16 protein-coding genes and 2 pseudogenes are annotated in these 19,332 nt (G+C 34.2%); 3 read left to right on the forward strand and 15 right to left on the reverse strand.

The annotated features are described in order from the left end of the window. Nucleotides 1-687: 687 nt before the first annotated feature. The 8 genes and pseudogenes from RV14_RS07790 to RV14_RS07820 all read right to left on the reverse strand — a co-directional run bounded on the left by RV14_RS07790 (nucleotide 688) and on the right by RV14_RS07820 (nucleotide 9,183). Complete coding sequence (locus tag RV14_RS07790) at nucleotides 688-1,518, reverse strand: sialate O-acetylesterase (RefSeq protein WP_217265349.1); 831 nt, start codon at nucleotides 1,516-1,518, stop codon at nucleotides 688-690. A gap of 264 nt (nucleotides 1,519-1,782) precedes the next feature. After that, nucleotides 1,783-1,929 carry a hypothetical protein gene (locus tag RV14_RS12250; RefSeq protein WP_167359846.1) on the reverse strand — a complete coding sequence of 49 codons (147 nt, stop codon included), beginning with the start codon at nucleotides 1,927-1,929 and terminating at the stop codon, nucleotides 1,783-1,785. 213 nt (nucleotides 1,930-2,142) lie between these two features. Beyond that, nucleotides 2,143-3,543 (reverse strand): ADP-ribosyltransferase, encoded by a 1,401-nt coding sequence (locus RV14_RS07795; RefSeq protein WP_071855719.1) that lies wholly within the window; start codon nucleotides 3,541-3,543, stop codon nucleotides 2,143-2,145. Continuing rightward, nucleotides 3,543-6,188: a binary toxin-like calcium binding domain-containing protein gene (locus tag RV14_RS07800; protein ID WP_071855720.1), complete on the reverse strand. Its 2,646-nt coding sequence runs from the start codon at nucleotides 6,186-6,188 to the stop codon at nucleotides 3,543-3,545. The genes RV14_RS07795 and RV14_RS07800 overlap by 1 nt, the downstream gene beginning before the upstream one ends. Nucleotides 6,189-7,440: 1,252 nt before the next feature. Then, nucleotides 7,441-7,602 (reverse strand): annotated as a pseudogene (locus RV14_RS12705) (cysteine hydrolase family protein); the annotation flags it as partial. A gap of 11 nt (nucleotides 7,603-7,613) precedes the next feature. Beyond that, nucleotides 7,614-8,306, reverse strand: a complete 693-nt coding sequence (locus RV14_RS07810; protein WP_071855721.1) for a 5'-methylthioadenosine/adenosylhomocysteine nucleosidase — start codon at nucleotides 8,304-8,306, stop codon at nucleotides 7,614-7,616. A 16-nt stretch (nucleotides 8,307-8,322) separates the two neighbouring features. Continuing rightward, the gene (gene macP / locus RV14_RS07815) at nucleotides 8,323-8,607 is read right to left on the reverse strand and encodes a cell wall synthase accessory phosphoprotein MacP (RefSeq protein ID WP_071855722.1); all 285 of its coding nucleotides are present in this window, start codon (nucleotides 8,605-8,607) and stop codon (nucleotides 8,323-8,325) included. Between the two features lie 12 nt (nucleotides 8,608-8,619). Next, nucleotides 8,620-9,183 carry an NUDIX hydrolase gene (locus RV14_RS07820; protein ID WP_071855723.1) on the reverse strand — a complete coding sequence of 188 codons (564 nt, stop codon included), beginning with the start codon at nucleotides 9,181-9,183 and terminating at the stop codon, nucleotides 8,620-8,622. A gap of 211 nt (nucleotides 9,184-9,394) precedes the next feature. Here RV14_RS07820 and RV14_RS07825 point away from each other — a divergent pair, with 211 nt between their 5' ends. Together RV14_RS07825 and RV14_RS07830 are read left to right on the forward strand one after the other, a co-directional pair. Further along, nucleotides 9,395-10,048 carry a 5-bromo-4-chloroindolyl phosphate hydrolysis family protein gene (locus RV14_RS07825; protein WP_071855724.1) on the forward strand — a complete coding sequence of 218 codons (654 nt, stop codon included), beginning with the start codon at nucleotides 9,395-9,397 and terminating at the stop codon, nucleotides 10,046-10,048. 108 nt (nucleotides 10,049-10,156) lie between these two features. Further along, nucleotides 10,157-11,344, forward strand: a complete 1,188-nt coding sequence (locus RV14_RS07830; protein ID WP_071855725.1) for a toxic anion resistance protein — start codon at nucleotides 10,157-10,159, stop codon at nucleotides 11,342-11,344. A 50-nt stretch (nucleotides 11,345-11,394) separates the two neighbouring features. On the opposite strand, the gene RV14_RS07835 is transcribed toward RV14_RS07830, so the two are convergent. The 6 genes and pseudogenes from RV14_RS07835 to RV14_RS07865 form a co-directional block, all read right to left on the reverse strand. After that, a complete protein-coding gene (locus RV14_RS07835; RefSeq protein ID WP_071855726.1) occupies nucleotides 11,395-12,768 on the reverse strand; it encodes an APC family permease in 1,374 nt (457 codons plus the stop codon). A 36-nt stretch (nucleotides 12,769-12,804) separates the two neighbouring features. Next, a complete protein-coding gene (locus RV14_RS07840) occupies nucleotides 12,805-13,671 on the reverse strand; it encodes a GRP family sugar transporter (protein ID WP_071855727.1) in 867 nt (288 codons plus the stop codon). Between the two features lie 88 nt (nucleotides 13,672-13,759). Then, nucleotides 13,760-14,785, reverse strand: coding sequence for a two-component system sensor histidine kinase SapS (sapS, locus tag RV14_RS07845; RefSeq protein ID WP_071855728.1), 1,026 nt, complete (start codon nucleotides 14,783-14,785; stop codon nucleotides 13,760-13,762). 16 nt (nucleotides 14,786-14,801) lie between these two features. After that, nucleotides 14,802-15,476 (reverse strand): two-component system response regulator SapR, encoded by a 675-nt coding sequence (sapR, locus tag RV14_RS07850; RefSeq protein ID WP_071855729.1) that lies wholly within the window; start codon nucleotides 15,474-15,476, stop codon nucleotides 14,802-14,804. Nucleotides 15,477-16,565: 1,089 nt separating this feature from the next. Then, on the reverse strand, nucleotides 16,566-16,739 hold the full coding sequence (locus RV14_RS12255) for a hypothetical protein (protein ID WP_217265350.1): 174 nt from the start codon (nucleotides 16,737-16,739) through the stop codon (nucleotides 16,566-16,568). Between the two features lie 317 nt (nucleotides 16,740-17,056). Next, a pseudogene (locus tag RV14_RS07865) lies at nucleotides 17,057-17,575 on the reverse strand (extracellular solute-binding protein); the annotation flags it as partial. Nucleotides 17,576-17,800: 225 nt separating this feature from the next. Between RV14_RS07865 and RV14_RS07870 the strand changes: the two are divergent. Beyond that, complete coding sequence (locus RV14_RS07870; protein WP_071855731.1) at nucleotides 17,801-18,631, forward strand: manganese catalase; 831 nt, start codon at nucleotides 17,801-17,803, stop codon at nucleotides 18,629-18,631. 112 nt (nucleotides 18,632-18,743) lie between these two features. On the opposite strand, the gene RV14_RS07875 is transcribed toward RV14_RS07870, so the two are convergent. Continuing rightward, nucleotides 18,744-19,145, reverse strand: coding sequence for an organic hydroperoxide resistance protein (locus RV14_RS07875; RefSeq protein WP_071855732.1), 402 nt, complete (start codon nucleotides 19,143-19,145; stop codon nucleotides 18,744-18,746). Between the last annotated feature and the right edge of the window lie 187 nt (nucleotides 19,146-19,332).

A 19,332-nucleotide genomic window follows, 5' to 3' on the forward strand; every position in this document is an offset into this window, starting at 1 on the left:
AACGTTTCGATTACTTTTGAATAAACGTCAGTTGACTCAAACACAATACTTGACGTTTCAGGCAGAGCCAAAATTTCTTGAAGAAGGTGCTAAACCCTGATTTTGTATGAAGAGTCTCTCCCTCAAAAAGGCAAAGATCATCCAAGCACTTTGTAACTTTTTCCCATAGAAATATCTAACACAAACACATAAGCCATTCTTTTCATCTTCTTTCTTTTTGTCTGAAAGGTTCTTCACTGTTTCATTTCGTCCCTAATTTCCTAAACACGAGCTTAAAGTCCCAACATACTTAAACCAGATTTTAAAATAACAGTAAAGGAGACCATTTTTTTGTAGGAACTCGAAGCCCATGAGGCCATGGTCGATCTTCCTTTCACTTCTTAACTATAAACCTAAAAAAGGAAAATAGAGGGTAAAGTCATCCGTCGATGACTTTACCCTCTAATCTTAGCATGTTTATTTTCTAAAAGGACCATTTTCCCAGTCACATTTTTGACCTATTACCAAAAATAAATACTTCGAACAATCTAAAACAAGTTTACCAACATTAAGCGTAAAAGTAACGGTTTATTTTTGCGTCTTCATTTATTGCTCAAGTAACTGTTAAACAATCAGACAACATGTTATCTTTTCTCTTATTATCTCTACACATGATTGTTTTTTCAACAACACCCTAAGACAAAAAAGTTAAGATTCCATTATTTTCTTCATTAATTCATTAAACGTAATTTTTCCTAACGCCAAATTCAAACTTTGAATATAGATTTGCTCATTTTTCGAGTAGTTTTTTTTCACATTTAATTGACACTCTTCATTTACAAGAGGTGCTAACACATGACATTTCTTCAAGAATGCTTCATAATAGCGATAACCAAACTTTCTCTGTGAAACAGCGTTTAAATGAATACCATCAGGATTTGCCGTTAAACCTCGTGCTGTTACAAAGTAACAGTTTGGTTGTTCACTGGCAAATCGAAACAATTGCTTATTTACTTCTTGAAATTCAACAGCACTAAGCCCAAATCCTGATTTTCCAAGATAATCGCCTAATCCACCGATCAATAATGGTATCTTTTGAAGATTCAACTCTTGACGCAGCGTCTCCATAATAAAGCAAAGTTTTTCATAATAGGATTCATGTAAAGAATGAAAGCTGTCACTTTCGCCTTGATGCCAAAGTATCCCACAAATTTCACTGGTTTCAAGGGCAAATCGTGCTTCAGATAAGGCATGGCGAAAAAGCGTTCCTTGAGGATGCCATTCCTCTAGAGAACTTCCTCCTTCTGCACATGGAATCAAGCCAATCTCTTCGTTCGGATGATCTTTTGTCCAAGCATCCGCAAAAGAAGCTGCTAGACCTACGCCAGAAACGGGGCGATCATAGTTAATGGGCTCTGTCATCATCTGCCAACGCCCGTTACGAAGCATTTTTATTTTTTCATTATAAATAGGCCCCACTTCATGTAAAAAACCACGACCAGCCATATTAGATTGTCCCAACATTAAAAAAGATTTCATTATAAAATTTTACTCCTTAGAAACTAGATTTTTCTATGAGACTTTATAGGTTATTTCTTTTATTGTCAAGTAGCAACCAATCCATTCCACTTTCAATCGTTCTTTTTTTCCACTCGCCTTTGACTATACACGGAAAAGAACCACTCTCACTAAAAACTTCAAACTAGTATTTAAATTTTCAAACTTTGATTTCATTAGAATCGATAAATTTTTTAAACGCTCAATAAAAGTCAAAAAAAGAGCATAAACAATCTTCTCATTTATTCACTGTTGAATGAGCGTAACAATCGTTAAGGGATTGATAAGAGAAAAAAAGAGGGAAAAATGAATCAATCGTTTTAACACTTTTTGTTTTAGCGCTATTTTATTCTTTATAGCTTTATCAACATCTGATACTTGGTTTTGATTCATTTAATTAATCTCGTTTCAAAATGGTTCAACGCCCATTCGTAACCGATATAGCTACCGCCTTTTTGATAAATCCTTTTTACGAATATGCATTCCTTTTAGAAAGTTGATATTTTTATATTATGATTTTGATCTTAAAATCTACAGTTTTGAATTGCCCTCATCATTTTCCACTCAATCTTTTGATAAATAAACAAACATAATTGTAGTCTCAACTTACATGTATGGTTTCATCTTCTCTTCGATATATTTACATGTGTTCGGGACCAGTTCCCAAATCAATATTTTTAAATGCTCTTCACTCGAATACATCGCCGAAAATACTTCCGCAAAATACTCTGCTGACTCTGTTGTGCCATACAATACCATAGAATCTGTTTCTGGATCGTAAACGAGCGAAGTTACTTCGTTCGTTAAATTCTTACTTTCTTCAAGATACAAATTGATAAATTTTCTATCAGTTTCTGACCATGATGATTCTTCTGTGCCCAATAATAAACAATCGACCGCATGACCTAGCTCATGTGCTGCTGTTTTATAAAAACCGTCTGCAAATTTATATTCCGGCTCCTCCATAAATTGTCTTGCTGAAAGATCAACAGTAATTTCATTCGTAAAAAAGTTATAATGCCCCACTTCCTTTTCTTCTTCCTTGGAAAGAATACTCTTATCTACATAATTTAATTGGAGATAATTGGATTGCATGTCAAGTTTTTTTGTAAATACCTCTTTTAATAGTGGACTAGGGAAATTGGCAAAATAGTAATCAATAATATTTTTCGCTCTCTCCGCCACTAAATTGGTTCGAAAACTTTTAGCTTCAAGGTGGATACGGTTTTCATCAATACCTATTTCATATTTGATGCGGTCATTTAAAATTTTTTCATCCACTTGTAGTTCTTTAATGACGACTTCTTCTGGAACTAGTTCCGCTTCTATTTTAATGTATTGCCTGCCTTCATTTACCAAACTAATCCTATCCACCAGTACACCTATATCTTTATTTAAAAGGATCTCACTTCCACCCAAATACATTATTTCCGTTCCTCTAGGTACTTTTAATTTCATAATAATTCGCTCCTCGTTATTTGGAGCTCTTTGGTACAAATCGCCGAGTACGTAACCGTTAACATGGAAATATTGAAAACTATTTATAAAATCTACAAATTTTTCTTGATCAATTTCTTTACTGTTGTCAAAGTAATCATTCGTAGAAAATCCTAAGTTTTCTGGAGATAAAAAGGAGTAGATATATTGCGTAGCAGTTGTTTTATCTGTTTTTTTATCAAAAAGTGTTTCTAATTCTTCCACTATCTCTAGATAGTCTTCTAAATCTTCAACTTTACCAATCTCATCTCCAGTATCAAAGCGTCTATTTAACTCTTTCAAATTCATATAATTCTCTCTTGTTATATCAACCAGCGTACCTTTTTCAACTTTTGTGAGTTTTTCCTTGAATTCATTTGCCTTTTTATCTCCATATTCTTTTGCGGCGTGTTCGTCTTTTTTGTAGTCTGGTCGAACATCATCATTTGCATAAGCTTTAGCCGTACATATCCCTGTTATAAAGATAAGGAAGATAGCAAAAACAAAGAAAATCCTAAATTTTTTTTGCATTATATACCTCCTGTGAGAGGTATCACTACATCTGTACTAGAAAAGGCTCGAACACTTTCTCCATCCCTTTTATTGGCCCATATTTCAATTACAGTTTGAGTGATATCTACAGGCAGTCCCCATGTCAAAATCAATAGATTCCCATCTGTCACTTTAAGTTCATCTAAAGTAGTTTCTATCCCTTTTTCATTTTTAAAAATCGCTTTGTAAGAGGCTATCTGAGAAGAAATATTTTCTGGTATTTTTTCAAGTATCATTCCAATTTTATACTTATACCCAAGAAATCCATTTTGCCAGTCCACAAATTTATGTGTTTTTTCTATGCGAGAATCAATAGGATCTTTGCCATCTAAAGTTTTATCGTAAATTGGATATCTTTTTCCATTATATTCTGCATCCAACGTAAAGATATCTTTTGCCTCCTTTAAACCTCTAGTGTTAAAAAATTTCTTTCCTTCACTTGTATTCATAGAATAAAGATAATAGGCATTTCCATACTCGACGGACGCTAGATATTGATCATTTACAGTGGCACGATAAAGATATTTTTTATACATCGTTTCATCCAAAACAAAGGAAATATCATTTTGAGTAAGTGTAATTTCTTTCACAGATTTTTGAATCAACAAACCTTGTGCTCTTTCTAAATCTTTTCCGATCTGCATCTTTTCTAATTCAGCATTTGATAGAAAATTAAGCTTCGTACGCAATGAATCAAGCGTATTTTGTGTCACTCCTTTTTTCAATTCGTTCTTTGAACTATTGGTAAAAAGTTCTTGTACTTCCCTATCACAGGCTTCCACGTAATCCGATGTAATAATTTGGACATTCATTCCTGGTCGAATGGTAACATCATAGATATTCTTTAATCCTTTTTCTTGAATTTGGCGTGTTACTTCTTCGTTTGTCTTCTTATCAAGAATAAAGTAACATTCCTCTTCATTTAGTGATAAATGATTCCCTGTTGCCTCATGATAGTAAGAGAGCTTGCCATTATTTTCTTCTATTCCAAATCCTTTTTTAATAGCCTCTTTTATGGTTAACTCAGGTGTCCAATCATTCGGGTCTTTGGTGTTTCTAGCTGCGATTCTTCGTTCAATCGCCTCTTCAGTGCCAACATCAAGAGTAATACCCGCAGTCGTTTTATGAATTTGAGGAATATATAAGTCCCAACTTCCACCTATAACATTCCCTCCAGAAGCACTACGTTTCACAAAGTCTCCGGAAAATTGGGTGGTTTCCAATCGAAGTTGCTTACCATCATCTAATTTTTGGACTTGTTCATAATTTAAAGGAATGAGTCGTGACGAGAATTCATCGAGCGTATTCAGTGCAAGACCGTTTAATCTTCGTTCAGGATAAGCTTCATCTGGTCCCAGATCTTCCGCTGTTTGATTGATCTGTGCAGTAATTGTAGCTAACGTATCTTTCTCTAACACAAAGTTAACGGTTGGCTTTACGCCATAGATAACACCTGTACCAGTATTATAGTAGCGAATATTGGCATTTAAATCCGCTGTTTCACCTTTATTTAAACCGATACTAGTTTCCCAATTTTTTCCCGTAGTATTTTTACTTTCAACTGATTGTGTATTTGTATGAGAATAATTACCTGTTATAGATACCTTGGGCATCATAGATATTTCTCCACCTACACTTATTCCTTCTGTATTTGCCCGAGTAGTATTTGAGCCTGTTTCTCTTGAATCAGAGGCGCCATGTTCATTATTTTCATTAATTACACGAGATAAAATCATTTTTTCCATACCAACAGAGATTGCAGGTACAGCAGCTACTAACGGATCTCTGGCTTCCCACTTCATCCCTTCATCCACATCTCCTATTACTTTCTCAAAGTCTGTATATGGATCACGAGCCGTATGTGCATGGTTCGGGTTTGATATATATTTAGTAAATCCTTTTGAGGTGTATGAATCATCCCACTTTGTTACAATCCTATTAATGACCGTATAGCCATTTTTCTCCCACTCATCATATATTCCATCATCGTCTGTATCAACAGAAGAATCTTCTCGAACAGTAGGTTTGTTTTCATCTATTTTTTTCACCAATGTTTCTTCACTTTTCCCCGGTTCAAGTTCTGGACGTAACAATTGTTCGTTAGTATTTATTTTTTTATTTGTCTTTGTGTTCATCCAAGATAAATCTAGATTAAAAATTTGACTCTCTTTCTGATCCGTTCGGTACTCAGCCACAATAGGATATATACCTTTTTCTAAGTGGATCGTTTTTACCCTACCATTTTCAATAACCGATTGTTTATCCACTTGCAAAAGTATATTTTTATTGTCAGTCGTAGAAAATTCATACTCTCCTGTTTGTTGAATCTGTATTTGACCGATCCAACGAGCCGATTGTATTGATTCTTTCGTTACATTTTGGATTTTTGCCATATCTTCAGAATTGACATGAAGCTTTCCATCAGAGTAAGTATCCATACTAATAAATGCAGGTTTCTCAAAGCTATCACCATAGTAATAGTACCCCAAAACACCTACCTGAGTCTTACTATGATCCCCCGTTTGTTTTTTTACTTCTGTTTCTCCTTCAGCATAAACATTGGAAAATACTAACGGTGCAAACAGAGTCGTAGCTATTAAACTATAAATCCATTTTTTCTTCATAAAAAAGTTCTCCTTCCTTTTATTCCATCTAATTTAAAGAAATATATTAATATCCGTGACTTTGTTTTATTCATTTACAATTCTTTTTTAATTAATCGTAGATAAGTAGAAACTTTGTGAATCAATATTTTCCATCTACTTTATAATCTAGCGTGAGGTTCTATAGACTCTGCAATTACAGTTGTAGTCATAGTTTCGCTTACATCAAAACGTTTAAATAGTTTTGAGCTAATTTCACAACCTCTTTTTTTAAATTGAACTTATTTTTTTCGACAATTATGCTTATTATTCAACCCTTAAAAATAACGATAACAATAAAACGTGTCTTTTTTCATTTTCCCTACTCCTTTGATTTTGATTAATAAAATATAGAATTTATTTTCTATATTTCTATCATATTACATATAGATAACTCATAAATGCCTTTTGACACCTTGTTTTGTTTCTTTTGTGCAAAATTTTCTTTAAATTTATTAGAATACCTACAGGAAATCGATAAATTTGTACGACAAGAACACATTGTGATTTATCACACTTTGATAACAATTCTAACTGTCAATCTAATTTTTGATCTATGGTGCTTACTCGTACATCTCTATTTTAGCCATACTTCCCACCCTCTCTACTTTCACGGCTTTAGATATTCGTTTTTCCATCTTTCTACCTTCTCTGCTATGAAGTGAAAAAACAAACCATAGACACCAAGAAAACACAAGGGCAAGCCTGCTCGCTTATGTTATCCTTGTGTTTTCGACTGGCTGTGATACTGTTACTAGAGCAACCATTGGAATGATGCGAACACACAAAGCAGGGCAAGCGAAAAACACAAAGGGCTTCGTAACGCTATTATGACATCAGAAAAAGATAATTTAAGCGGAATGATTTTATCTTTGTCTTTCTGTTTCCGGTGGAACTAAGAGAGAATAGCTCTTTTCTTAAAAAAAGCCTTGTATCGTTGCCGATACAAGGCTTTTAAGAGATAGTAAAGTTGAATGACGAGATTATCCAATCGAAAGTGAGACTAACTATATGAAATCAAGTAGTAAATTGCATTTTTTAATAACAAATTTTAAGCACACTAAATAAGCCGATTAATCGGCTTATTTTTTTTACACAGATTTTACCATGTCAAATTCATGATCGTTTTTTAGTAGATAGAATATTATCCTATCTAACTTTTTTGCTGCATGAATTAAAGCTACAAAATAATGTTTTCCTTCGTTTATCTTTTAGTGAAATTTACCAACTGGACATGGGCAGCGACTGCAAATACCACAAACTCATTTTCTTTGATGAATTTTTTTGTATAATTCGCTAGCACTTTTTCAATTTTTTACCCAGCTTTTCCTGTAGTTAACTTTCCATCATCTCCCACAAAGTCATACGTATAATCAATTGAAAGCAATGTTTTCATTTAATGGATTCCTATATAAGATGTTTTACAAAATCCATGACCATTTCAGCTGAACGTTTTCCAGCCTCTTCAATAAATTCATCGAAACTTTGTGTAGCAGCATGATCCGCTGTATCACTCATAGCACGAACAATCAAAAACGGAATATTAAATTGACGAGCCGTTTGACCGACAGCAGCTCCTTCCATTTCACAAGCTAATGCTTCTGGAAAATACGTCAATATTTCTTTTACCTTCTCTGACGAATCAACAAAAGTATCCCCCGTAACGATTAATCCTTCTTTAACAGTTAAATTAGTTGCTTTTGCTGCTTTGGTCATTTCTGTTCGAAGATACGTACTTGCTTCATAATAAAGGGGCATTCCCGGGATTTGCCCTGGTTTATACCCAAATCCTGTAGCATCAGCATCAAAATAAGCCACTTTATCAGAAATCACAACGTCACCTACTTGCAGATCTTGACCAATTCCACCTGCAGATCCTGTATTAATTACCATGTTTACGCCATATTGTTGAATTAATAAGCTCGTTGTAACTGAAGCCAAAACTTTACCGATTCCTGAACGAACAACAATGACTTCATGCCTGCCTAGAGAGCCTGAGATAAACAATGCACCTGCTCGCTCCCATGATAATGGTTCACTGAGATTTTTTCTTAAAATAGTAATTTCTTCATCCATTGCACCAATAATACCAATTTTCATCATGTTTCCCTTCTTTCTAAAAAAATGCGACTGCTAGAAAAACGGCACTTAATAATAGAATAACAATAATTAAAGATTTCATCAAAAAGGAGTTCCACTTTTTCGTTTTTTCCCGTTCACTTATCCTTGTTTTAGTAATAGGTTTGTTGCGCTTTTTTTCTCTTCGATAAAAATTAGCGATTTTCTTTTCTTCTTGCTGATAAGCAGCTTCTTCTTTTCTTTGCCTTTTTAATGACTCGCGAGCTTGTGCTTGCTGTCGTTTACGCAATTCGCTTCGCGTAATCAGTGGTCCTTTGACCATTAACCGACCCCTCTACTTTCCTTTGATCATTAGCTCCCAATATTGAATAGCGTAAATGGTTTTCGCATCACAAATAAGTTGATCTGCAATCGCTTGTTTTGCTTGTGGCAAGGTCAACGCATATAATTCAAGCACTTCTTCTTCATCTTGAGCAAGTGGGGCAAGTACTTTTTTTAAATGAATGGCATGATAAATATACATGATTTCATTTGCAAATCCCGGAGAAAGATACATAGATGCTACCTGTTGAAAGTTTTCAGCACGATAGCCGGTTTCTTCTTCTAATTCTCTTGCTGCCGTTCGTTCCGGCGTCTGACTTTCGTTCGGATCGATCTTACCTGCAGGAATTTCCAAAATGGTTTTTTCTAATGGTTTTCGAAATTGTTTTACCAATAATAACCGATTTTGCTCATCAAATGCAATAATTCCTACACCACCAGAGTGAAAAACTAATTCACGTTTTGCATGATCGCCGTTAGGTAGACGAACCTCATCCAGCATCACATCAATAATAGCCCCACGATAAATTTCTTTACGCTTGATTGTTTTTTCTTCAAATTGATTATCGTTTAGCATAAATTTCCTACTTTCTTTGTCATAATAACTAGTTTTGATTTACTTTTTAATTTTTCTCGTATTTCTATTAGTTTACCATAGTAAAGCTTAGAAAATTTCTAAATCTTTAAAATCCTTCTTTAGTCTGATACTCTTTCTTAGGCAGAGTATGCTAGAATAAGGGTGGATTTAAAACATTATTAAATGGATGAATATACTTGGAGGGCTTATTATGCGTAAACTAAATTGGCTATGGATCTTGAGTTTATTGTTTGGGCTGCTTTTGATTCATAACGGTCATTTTTCTATAGTCACCATCGTCTTAGTAATCGGTACAATTTTAGTGATATGGGGATTGTCGGGTTCTAGTAAGAAAAAAACAGCAAAGACAGAAATACCAGATTTGTCTAGTAAACTTGAAACTCATTACATTAAAAGCGGCATGACGCCAAGTGAAATCAATTTTTTTAGACAAACAATGAATCAAACAAAGTTAGAAATTGAAGAATTACAACAAAATATGCAACAAACAGCTAAACTAAAAGCTGTCGATCTTCGTCATGATACGGTAAAAGCAGCAAAAGCACTCTTCAAAGCGTTAGTAAAAGAGCCAAACCGGTTACATGAAGCAAGTCAATTTTTATACACTCATTTACCAAATTTGGTCGACTTGACAAATAAATACATTGAAATCAATGATCATGAAATCAAAAACAAGCAAACTTATGAAAAATTAGAAGAAAGTTCACAAATTATTGACCAGCTTGCTCATCTAATTTCTCAAGATTATCAACAATTTGTCTCGGACGATTTAGAAGATTTAGATGTAGAGATATCAGTTGCGAAACAAAGCTTAAAGCGAGATAATGAGGAGAAACACCAGTAAGTTTCGTTGAACTGTAAATAGCTTCATAAAGGAGTGTTTGATTGCTTAGACACTCCTTTATTCATTCTAATTTTTTTATAAACAAGAGAAACGCAAGGAGGAGTTTTGATGGAAAATAAACCAAAAGAAGTAAAACCTGTGAATGACACGCTTGACGATTTGCTTAATAATCCTTTTTCTACTCCAACAGATCAATTAACGCAAACACAACAATCTGAAATCAATGCCTTACAAGAACAACAAACGGCTACTCGTTTACTTGATAAATTACCGCCTGAAAGGCAAGAACAAGCCAAAGAACTGGCAGCTAAAATTGATACAGCGGATGCACAATCTGTAATCAGTTATGGTTCTGCTGCTCAAACAAAGTTAAGTGAATTCTCACAATCGATGTTAAACCACGTACAAGCACAAGATATCGGACCAGTTGGTGATTCATTGACTGAATTAATGTATCGCTTGCAAGAAGCAAATCCTGATGAATTGCGTGCAGGTGAAGGAAATATTTTTCAACGAATGTTTGGAAAAGTGAAACAGTCAATTTATGAAGTAACCGCTAAATATCAGAAAATCGGCGCACAAATCGATAAAATTTCTGTAAAACTCGAAAAAGAAAAAGACGGTCTGCTAAAAGATAATCTGATGTTAGAACAACTTTATCAAAAAAATAAAGACTATTTCGATGCACTAAATATTTACATTGCAGCAGGTGAATTAAAAATGGAAGAACTTCAAACAAAAATTATTCCTGATGCAATGAAAAAAGCAGAAGAAACTGGTGATCAAATGGATGTTCAAATTGCCAACGATTATACGCAATTTCTTGATCGTTTAGATAAGCGGACGCATGATTTGCGTTTAGCCAGACAAATTACAATTCAGCAGGCTCCTCAAATTCGCTTAATTCAAAATACCAATCAAGCGTTAGCCGAAAAAATTCAAGCTTCCATTACAACAGCTATCCCTTTATGGAAAAACCAAGTAGTTATTGCGTTGACTTTGCTTCGCCAAAAAGATGCAGTAACGGCTCAACGCCAAGTATCTGAAACGACCAATGATTTATTAAAGAAAAATTCAGAAATGTTGAAAATTTCTGCCATTGAAACAGCCAAAGAAAATGAGCGTGGTATCGTTGATATTGAAACGTTGCAAACGACACAAAATGATTTGATTGAAACAATTCAAGAAACTTTACGTATTCAAAAAGAAGGAAAAGAAAAACGTCGCCATGCAGAAATAGAATTGAGTCATATGGAAGATGATTTGAAACAAAAATTACTAGATTTAACACAATAAACAAGAAAAAACTTTCGACGATTAAAAAATCGTATCGAAAGTTTTTTTGTTTATTCATTCATTTTACTGTGTTTATAACCGTAACCAAAGTAAATGACTAAACCGAGCGCCATCACGAGACCAAATACAATCCATGTGAGTGCCTGTAAACGTAGCATTAAAACCAAACAAGTGATAATAGAAATCATTGGCAGTACAGGAACAAAGGGGACTTTAAATTCACCAGATTTAGGTTTGCCGAACATTTTTCTTAATTTAAGCAGGCCAAGGCTGACTAACATCAGATAGGTTAATGCCATGATATTAGTTAATTCGGCAAGAACATTTAAAGGAAAAAAACCAGCAAAAAACAAAGCTACTATTCCTGCAACATAAGTCGCTTTTCTAGGTGTTCGATGTTTTTGATCAATCTCTGTCATAAATTTAGGCAAAAGTCCATCTTTACTAACAGCAAATAATAATCTTGCTAATGAATACATCATAGAAATGGTTACAGTCAGTAAGGTCAAAATGGCACCAACTGCAATAATTGCCCCGATCGTTCCATGACCAACGTAACGCATGGCAAAAGCAACTGGATCACTGATTCCTAATTCAGTAAAAGGAACGATTCCAGTTAAAATCAAGGTGACAACAATATACAAAGCCGTTGCAATTAAGATAGAACCGATGATTCCTCGAGGCACATCTTTTTGTGGATCTTTTACTTCTTCGGCTGCCATTGCTACTGAATCAAACCCCAAGAAAGCAAAGAACACCAACGCAGCACCATCCAAGACCCCAGCAAAACCAAAAGGTGTAAATGGTTGCCAATTTTTAGGGTTTACAAAAAAGATACCTACAACAACAAATAAAGCAATAATGCCAAATTTTACAAAGACCATGATGTTATTTAATCGCAATGCTTTTTTGGCTTCCAAAGAAACAAGATAGGTGACAAAAATAACAACCAATACAGCAATCAAATCCACGTACGTGCCATTTGTAGGATTGTAGCCACTTGTTAAAACTTGTGGTAGATGTATGCCAAATCCTTCTAAAAAACCTTGAACGTAACCAGACCAGCCGGATGCTACAGACGAAACAGCTAATAAAAACTCGCCGATTAGCAGCCAACCAGTGAACCAAGCAGCAAATTCACCAAAAACAACATAAAGATACGCATAAGGTCCACCGATTACTGGTACTCGCGAAGCAAACTCTGCAAAACTTAAACCTGATAAAACCACAACGATTGCTGCTAAAACAAATGAAAGTGACAGTGCTGGACCAGCATTTTGATTGGCCGCAACCCCTGTCACTACAAATATTCCTGTCCCGATAATTGCGCCAATTCCAAGCATGATTAAATCAGACGTTTTTAAGTCTTTCTTCAAGCCACTTGTTTGATTAAGATTGATTTCTTTCTTACGAAATAAATCCATTGTGACACCTCCTTATTTTAGGTTAGAAAAACGCCATTAAGCCGTTTTCATGTACCCTAAAATAATACCACCTAAAATGACTAAAAGGCAACCAACAATAACGTAAACAAGTTCTTTTTTCGTCTTCTTTTCTCCTAAAACGAAAATGCCGCCTAGTGTTGAGATGATGATTCCCATTTGCGATAATGAAAAGCCAACAGCTAAACCAAGGGATTTAACGGTGAGGAGCATGCACACGTTCCCAATTCCCCATAACAATCCGCACATCATGTTTTTCCAAACAAATTGATCCACTTTAACTTTACGAAAAGCAAAGAAACTTGCACCTAAGATCATTCCGATGCTTTGCGGCAAAATAATTGACATCGCATCCAAATTTGCCCAATTAACAATAATGGTGTAAACACCATAACCAATAGTCGAATAAATTAGTGCTCTAAGACCTTTACCAAAATCCAACATTTTATTTTCTGTATCTACTTTTCCTTCATCATCTTGACGTGCAGTTAAATAGGCACCGCTAACAAGAAGAACTAAAGCAAGTATGCCGTATACATAATCTTTGGTTTGTGTCCATTCATGAAAAAATACTGCACCTGCAATCGTATTTAAAATTAATTGAAAACCAGTGGACAAAGGAAGCCCTACAGAAATGCCCATGAATTTCATCCCATGAAATTGACCATTTTGTCCAACACTCCACGCCAAACCGGATAAAAAGCCAATTAAGAATATCCAAGGGGTGACAGCTGGATGAACGATGAAAAAAATAATCACTGAAAAAATAAATGCTCCGATAGTCATGCCTAACGTTTGCTGATTGGCATCCCCACCAATTTTCCCACTGACTAATCCAATACTTCCCCATGCGACCATAGGGATCAATGCTATTAAAATTTCCATAACTAATCTCCTTTTATTTCACATGATAAGAAACTTATCAGGGAAAACGTTCACAATACAAGGATTTTTTTTTGATTCTCACTATTTTTTAACGTTTGTCATTATAGAAATTTAAGATTGGGAAAATTAAGGACATTGTTGTTCCTTCTCCTTCTATGGACTCTACAGTTAACTGAATTCCTAATTTTTCAGCTAAAGACTTTGCTAGATAGAGCCCTAACCCCGTAGAATGCGTTTTCCCCAGACGACCGTTCGTTCCTGTAAATCCTTTATCAAAAATACGTGATAGGTCTTCTTTAGGAATACCGATGCCTGAATCTTTAATGGCTAATGAAACGCCTTGTTTGTTTTTTTCAATAGAAAAGATGATTTCTTTATGATCCGGTGTATATTTGATTGCATTACTTAGAATTTGTTTAAAAATAAATGCCACCCATTTTGCATCTGTTAAAACTCGCTGATCGTCGCCAACAATTTCATAATGCAGATGTTTTTGAATAAAATAATTGGCTTGACTGCGAATAACAGGTTGAATGATACTTTTCAAGTCATATTCCTGAATCAAATAATCTCTTGAAAAACTGTCTAGTCGGGCATAGTAAAGAACTTGTTCTACGTACTCATCAATCTTTGCTAACTCATTTTCCAATAAGGTGTATTTATGATCATCAATATCAAACTCAATGGAGCGCACCAAAAGTTCGGCAGCTGACAACGGTACTTTTATTTCATGTACCCATGAATCAATGTAGTCTTTTTGATCTTGTTGATTGCTAATCGCTTCTTGCATCACTTCTTGGTGTTCACGAATCAATTGATTGATATAATCTTCAATTAATTTTTCTTCTTCTGCGCGTGCTCCACTTAAATAATTTTGCAAAGGAGATGTTTGTTGTAAATTCGCTAGTTTCTCCCACCAGTGACGTTTATTGAAATAATGGACGAGCAAATAAAAAAGTAAAAAAACCCCTTGAATTAAAGCTAAATAAGTAACCGTCGACCAATCAACTGAAATATTAGGGGCGAGCCACATCACAAAAATTGTGAGTATTATAAAAAAGAGCCATCCTAGAATCAGTGACCACTGATCCTTTAAATATTTAAAGAAATTCATTTTTGTACTCATCCTTTCAAGGAACGATGTACCCCTGTCCGACTTTTGTTTCAATGTATCCTTTTATACCTGCTTGTTCTATCTTTCGGCGTAATCGATTAATATTTACAGTCAATGTATTGTCATCCACAAAACGTTCATCATCCCATAAAGCACGTAACAGTTTCTCACGGCTTAAGATTTTCCCATGCTGCTTCATTAAGATAAATAATAAGCGGTATTCATTTTTGCTTAAATCAATCATTTCTCCATTAATTTCCATGCTGCCGTTATCAACATTCAACGTAATCCCATTATGGCTCATCATTTCACTGGATAGTTCACCATAATTATAGGAACGACGAAGCAACGCATTAATTTTAGCAATTAAAACATCAATTTGAAAGGGTTTAGTCACAAAATCATCTGCTCCCATATTCATTGCCATGATCATGTCCATATTTGTATTCCGACTTGAAATAAAAATGATTGGTACTTTTGAAATTTCTCGAATTTTTTGACACCAATAATATCCATCAAACACCGGAAGATTGATATCTAATAACATAAGCTGCGGTTCTTCTCTTTCAAAGTCTTCAAATACCTGATTAAAATTAGAAGTACCATACGTTTCAAATTGCCACTTTTCTAATTCTTCCATAATTAATTGGCGAATGATTTCTTCATCTTCTACGATCATAATTTTTGCCATCTAATTTATCCTCCCAGTTTTTTCTTGTTATAACCATAACAAAGAAGCCTTAACGTGACAAGTAACCTTATTCTTAAGAAAGAGGAAAAATTATAGATAAGAATTGATCCATCGTAAGATTTTTTTACGCTTCATTAAGCTTACACAAAAATTTTGCGCCATTTAACTATTGATTCTCATCTCTACTTTTTTCAGTCAAAAAAAGCATTGTTTGAAAATAAATCAACGCACTTATTCCGAGCAAAACAAAATACACAGATCCGGCTACTATAAAAGCGGTGAGTAAAAACATTATTCCTATCAAATGAAACAATACTTTTTCCGTAAGAAAAAAGGAAAAAAACGCCATAAACATAGAAATTTTTTTTGATTTTCCAACTGAAACTGTCACTTTTCTAGTTAAATGGCAAAAATTTTCAGCACTAAATGACAAAAACGATTAATTTTTTATGATCGCTTTTTAAATAGCTATCACTAAATTATCTCTTACTACTGCTTAGAGTAATTTACCTATTTGATTGATCTGTAAAATATAATTTAATTTGCGCGAACAATGCAGAAGTCTAAAAATTATCTTTATAATAAATAATAACAATTATAAATTATTCATAATTAAAAAATCTTGAGAGTTTATAGCAATCCCTTAATTGATATCCTAAAATTAAGTTGTCTTTTGTTTTTTATTGTCTATGAATAAGCCAAATAATTAGAAAAATTTGTGCTATTTAAAAAAAAGTGACACCGTTTTGTAAAGAAATAAAAAAATGACTAGGTAATTACTAATCATTTTGATTGTTCTAAATTTTTATATTTTAAAAGAAAGTAAACACCATAAAAAAAGGGATACTAACAATTAAAGGATATATATAATAGTTTCTTTCATAGCTTGGAGATCCTGTAGCCTGATTTGCTCGCATTCTATCTCCAGAAACAACAGTTCCAGATAATGCTATTCCAATTAATAAAGCACCAATCCAAATAATCTACAAGATATTTTTTTCTAATAACAAGTTAAAAATCACTGCAATTATGCTTGCTATTAAGAAAGTTATCATATACTTTTTTAATTAGTATCCCACCTTAATTTATCTAGAATGGTGTCACTGTAACATTAACGCTATCAGAACTACCATCCATAGTATACGTTGCATACGTTGTTACTCCTAATGCATCATAAATTGACGATACTCTTTCTACATCACTTGTCCAATTTGGTTCATACGAATACCATTTATAATTTACATCACTTGGATATTGGTCCATCATTAGACTTACTGACCCTGCTTTAGGATTTGTCCGTAATGGATTCTTCTACCGCTTGTAGAGGCAAATTGTGACGGATAGTATCTGCCTGTAGCATAATGAATTCCATAGTAGTTTACCCCACTACTTCCAAGTGTGTATTATATTCGTATGTTACTCTCGCGTCAACAACACCTTTTGTGGTACCAGAACTATCTTCTAAGGTACCAGTACCTCGTAAAAAGTGTTCATTTCTCTTTTTCACTACCTCACTTACAGGTATAGAATATATAGCTGCACTTTTTTCTTTTGTTACTTCTTTGGTATTATTTAAAACACAGATCTTTTTGATTGATTCCTGCTTCTTTAAATAATTTTTTGTTATAAAAAATGACTTGTGTATCTGTATTAAATGGAAAGACGTACGGGTCACCTTTGTATTTAACTGTGTTCCATAACTACGGATAGAAATCTTTTACTGCTTCTTTGTCTACATATTTAGATATGTTCATTGCTTGTTGTGCTTGCGCACGTTGAGCAACTGAAATATCTTGAACGATCATATCCGACGCATTGCCTGCTGTTATAGCTGATAAGGATTTTGTCCAAATGTCTCCTCGTGGCTGATACTTGTAATTGACTTGGATTTTATCTTGTGATTGGTTGTAATCGCTGATGATTTCTTCAATCATTTCTTTCCGAGTTCCTGATCCCCAAAATGACCAGAAATTAATTATTTTTTTACCGTTACTTGTTTTTTCAGAAGTCGTATCTGAATTTTCGTTACTTGAAGCATAGCCTCCTAATAAGAATAACTCAGTACTTGCCAGCAACCCAGTAAATAACATTTTTTTCATTTTAACCCTCCATTTCTTAATAAAAAAAGAACTTTACCTTTTATGTAAACGGTAACTTTTCAATGTCAAGATCACATTTTATTTAATAAATCATAATTTATAAGGAATTTCACTAGATGAAAAAGAAGATAAAATAATGATAAAAAAATTAAGCTTTTTCTTTGTATTATTTAATCTTTCGTAGGAGAATAGACTTGTACTAATAAAAGATTAGGAGGAATTTTAATGTTCAGACACCAAAAAGAATTACAGTTTGAAGCAAAACCAGATCGTCCCAATCCGTTAATTGCAAAATATTTACAGGAGCTTATCGGCGGGCAATATGGAGAAATGAGTGTTGCTATGCAATATTTATTTCAAGGTTGGAGCTGCCGTGGAGAAGAAAAATATAAAGATATGCTGATGGATATCGCAACTGAAGAACTTGGTCATGTCGAAATGTTAGCAACAATGGTGGCGCGCTTATTAGAAGATGCACCAGTTGAAGAACAAGAAAAAGCAATGGAAAAAGATCCTGCAATTGGCGCTATTATTTCTGGAATGAATCCCCAACATGCGATTGTAGCAGGATTAGGACCTCGTCCGGCTGATAGTGTAGGGAATCCTTGGAGTGGCGGCTATATCATTGCTAGTGGCAACTTATTAGCAGATTTTCGTGCCAATTTAAATGCAGAATCTCAAGGTCGTTTACAAGTAGCTCGTATTTATGAAATGATTGATGACCGAGGCGTTAAAGATTTACTTGCTGTTCTTTTGGCAAGAGATAGTTATCACCAAAATTTATGGGCAAGTGCTGTAAAAGAACTGGAAGAAAACGAAGGTTCCATTCTCGTACCAAGTACATTCAATCGTGAAAATGAACGTAAAGATATTGCCTACGATTTTTACAATTTTTCCGAAGGTGACGAAAGTAGTCAAGGTGCTTGGGCAAAAGGTGAAGCGTTAGATGGTGAAGGTGAATATCAATGGTTAGCAGAACCAAAAATTGAAGGTGCTAAGCCAAATTTAAAACGGGTTACACCAAAAATGTATGGCACGCCTCCTAGCAAAAAATAAATCATGAAATGATAAAAAATATAATAAGCGCCTTTACAAAGGTTGAAATATTTTCAACGCTTGTAAAGGCGCTATTCCTTCTTTTTTATTGGAATTTTTAAAAAGAAAAAATTTAAATGGTTACTACTTCAACTTCAATGTTTCCTCTCGTAGCTTTTGAATAAGGACAATATTCATGGGCTTCTTTTGCTAATTTTTTTGCTTCTTCTTTACTCACATCATCGATGTGCACTTCCAAAACAACACCGATTTTATAGCCGCCCTCGTCAAGCGCATAAAGTGATACTCGAGCTTTAACAGTTGAATTGACAGACAAATTTGCTTTTTCAATCATATGTTGAAGCGCTCCATTAAAACATGAAGCATATCCGGCTGCAAATAGCTGTTCAGGATTTGTTCCTTCTGCATGAATTCCCGGTGGCGTTATTTTCATGTGCATGGTTCCGTTAGGTGCTTCAACTTCCCCTTCTCGACCGCCGTGATTAATCATTGCTGTTTCATATAATTTTTTCATTGATCTCTTCCTTTCTTTAAAGCACTTAGTCTATAATTAGTGTAAGCGTATCTGACAGTTTATTCAAAGATTCTGCTTTTTGTTCTAGTGTAGAGCTAAGGAGGTGAAAAATAAGAACCTTTTTTATTTTTTTCACCTATCTTTATACCATATACCATTTTTTAGCTACTAGAAAAATTGAAATTTA

Source organism: Enterococcus ratti, from assembly GCF_001886195.1.
GTDB lineage: Bacteria > Bacillota > Bacilli > Lactobacillales > Enterococcaceae > Enterococcus_B > Enterococcus_B ratti.

What these genes read in the sequence shown, in the direction of transcription:
- RV14_RS12250 (WP_167359846.1), bottom strand. Translation starts at nt 1,929, where the DNA reads ATGAATCAAAACCAAGTATCAGATGTTGATAAAGCTATAAAGAATAAA.
- RV14_RS07820 (WP_071855723.1), bottom strand. Translation starts at nt 9,183, where the DNA reads ATGCTAAACGATAATCAATTTGAAGAAAAAACAATCAAGCGTAAAGAA.
- macP (WP_071855722.1), bottom strand. Translation starts at nt 8,607, where the DNA reads ATGGTCAAAGGACCACTGATTACGCGAAGCGAATTGCGTAAACGACAG.
- RV14_RS07825 (WP_071855724.1), top strand. Translation starts at nt 9,395, where the DNA reads ATGCGTAAACTAAATTGGCTATGGATCTTGAGTTTATTGTTTGGGCTG.
- RV14_RS07800 (WP_071855720.1), bottom strand. Translation starts at nt 6,188, where the DNA reads ATGAAGAAAAAATGGATTTATAGTTTAATAGCTACGACTCTGTTTGCA.
- sapR (WP_071855729.1), bottom strand. Translation starts at nt 15,476, where the DNA reads ATGGCAAAAATTATGATCGTAGAAGATGAAGAAATCATTCGCCAATTA.
- RV14_RS07875 (WP_071855732.1), bottom strand. Translation starts at nt 19,145, where the DNA reads ATGAAAAAATTATATGAAACAGCAATGATTAATCACGGCGGTCGAGAA.
- RV14_RS07840 (WP_071855727.1), bottom strand. Translation starts at nt 13,671, where the DNA reads ATGGAAATTTTAATAGCATTGATCCCTATGGTCGCATGGGGAAGTATT.
- RV14_RS07795 (WP_071855719.1), bottom strand. Translation starts at nt 3,543, where the DNA reads ATGCAAAAAAAATTTAGGATTTTCTTTGTTTTTGCTATCTTCCTTATC.
- RV14_RS07835 (WP_071855726.1), bottom strand. Translation starts at nt 12,768, where the DNA reads ATGGATTTATTTCGTAAGAAAGAAATCAATCTTAATCAAACAAGTGGC.
- RV14_RS07810 (WP_071855721.1), bottom strand. Translation starts at nt 8,306, where the DNA reads ATGAAAATTGGTATTATTGGTGCAATGGATGAAGAAATTACTATTTTA.
- sapS (WP_071855728.1), bottom strand. Translation starts at nt 14,785, where the DNA reads ATGAATTTCTTTAAATATTTAAAGGATCAGTGGTCACTGATTCTAGGA.
- RV14_RS07830 (WP_071855725.1), top strand. Translation starts at nt 10,157, where the DNA reads ATGGAAAATAAACCAAAAGAAGTAAAACCTGTGAATGACACGCTTGAC.
- RV14_RS07870 (WP_071855731.1), top strand. Translation starts at nt 17,801, where the DNA reads ATGTTCAGACACCAAAAAGAATTACAGTTTGAAGCAAAACCAGATCGT.
- RV14_RS12255 (WP_217265350.1), bottom strand. Translation starts at nt 16,739, where the DNA reads ATGGACCAATATCCAAGTGATGTAAATTATAAATGGTATTCGTATGAA.
- RV14_RS07790 (WP_217265349.1), bottom strand. Translation starts at nt 1,518, where the DNA reads ATGAAATCTTTTTTAATGTTGGGACAATCTAATATGGCTGGTCGTGGT.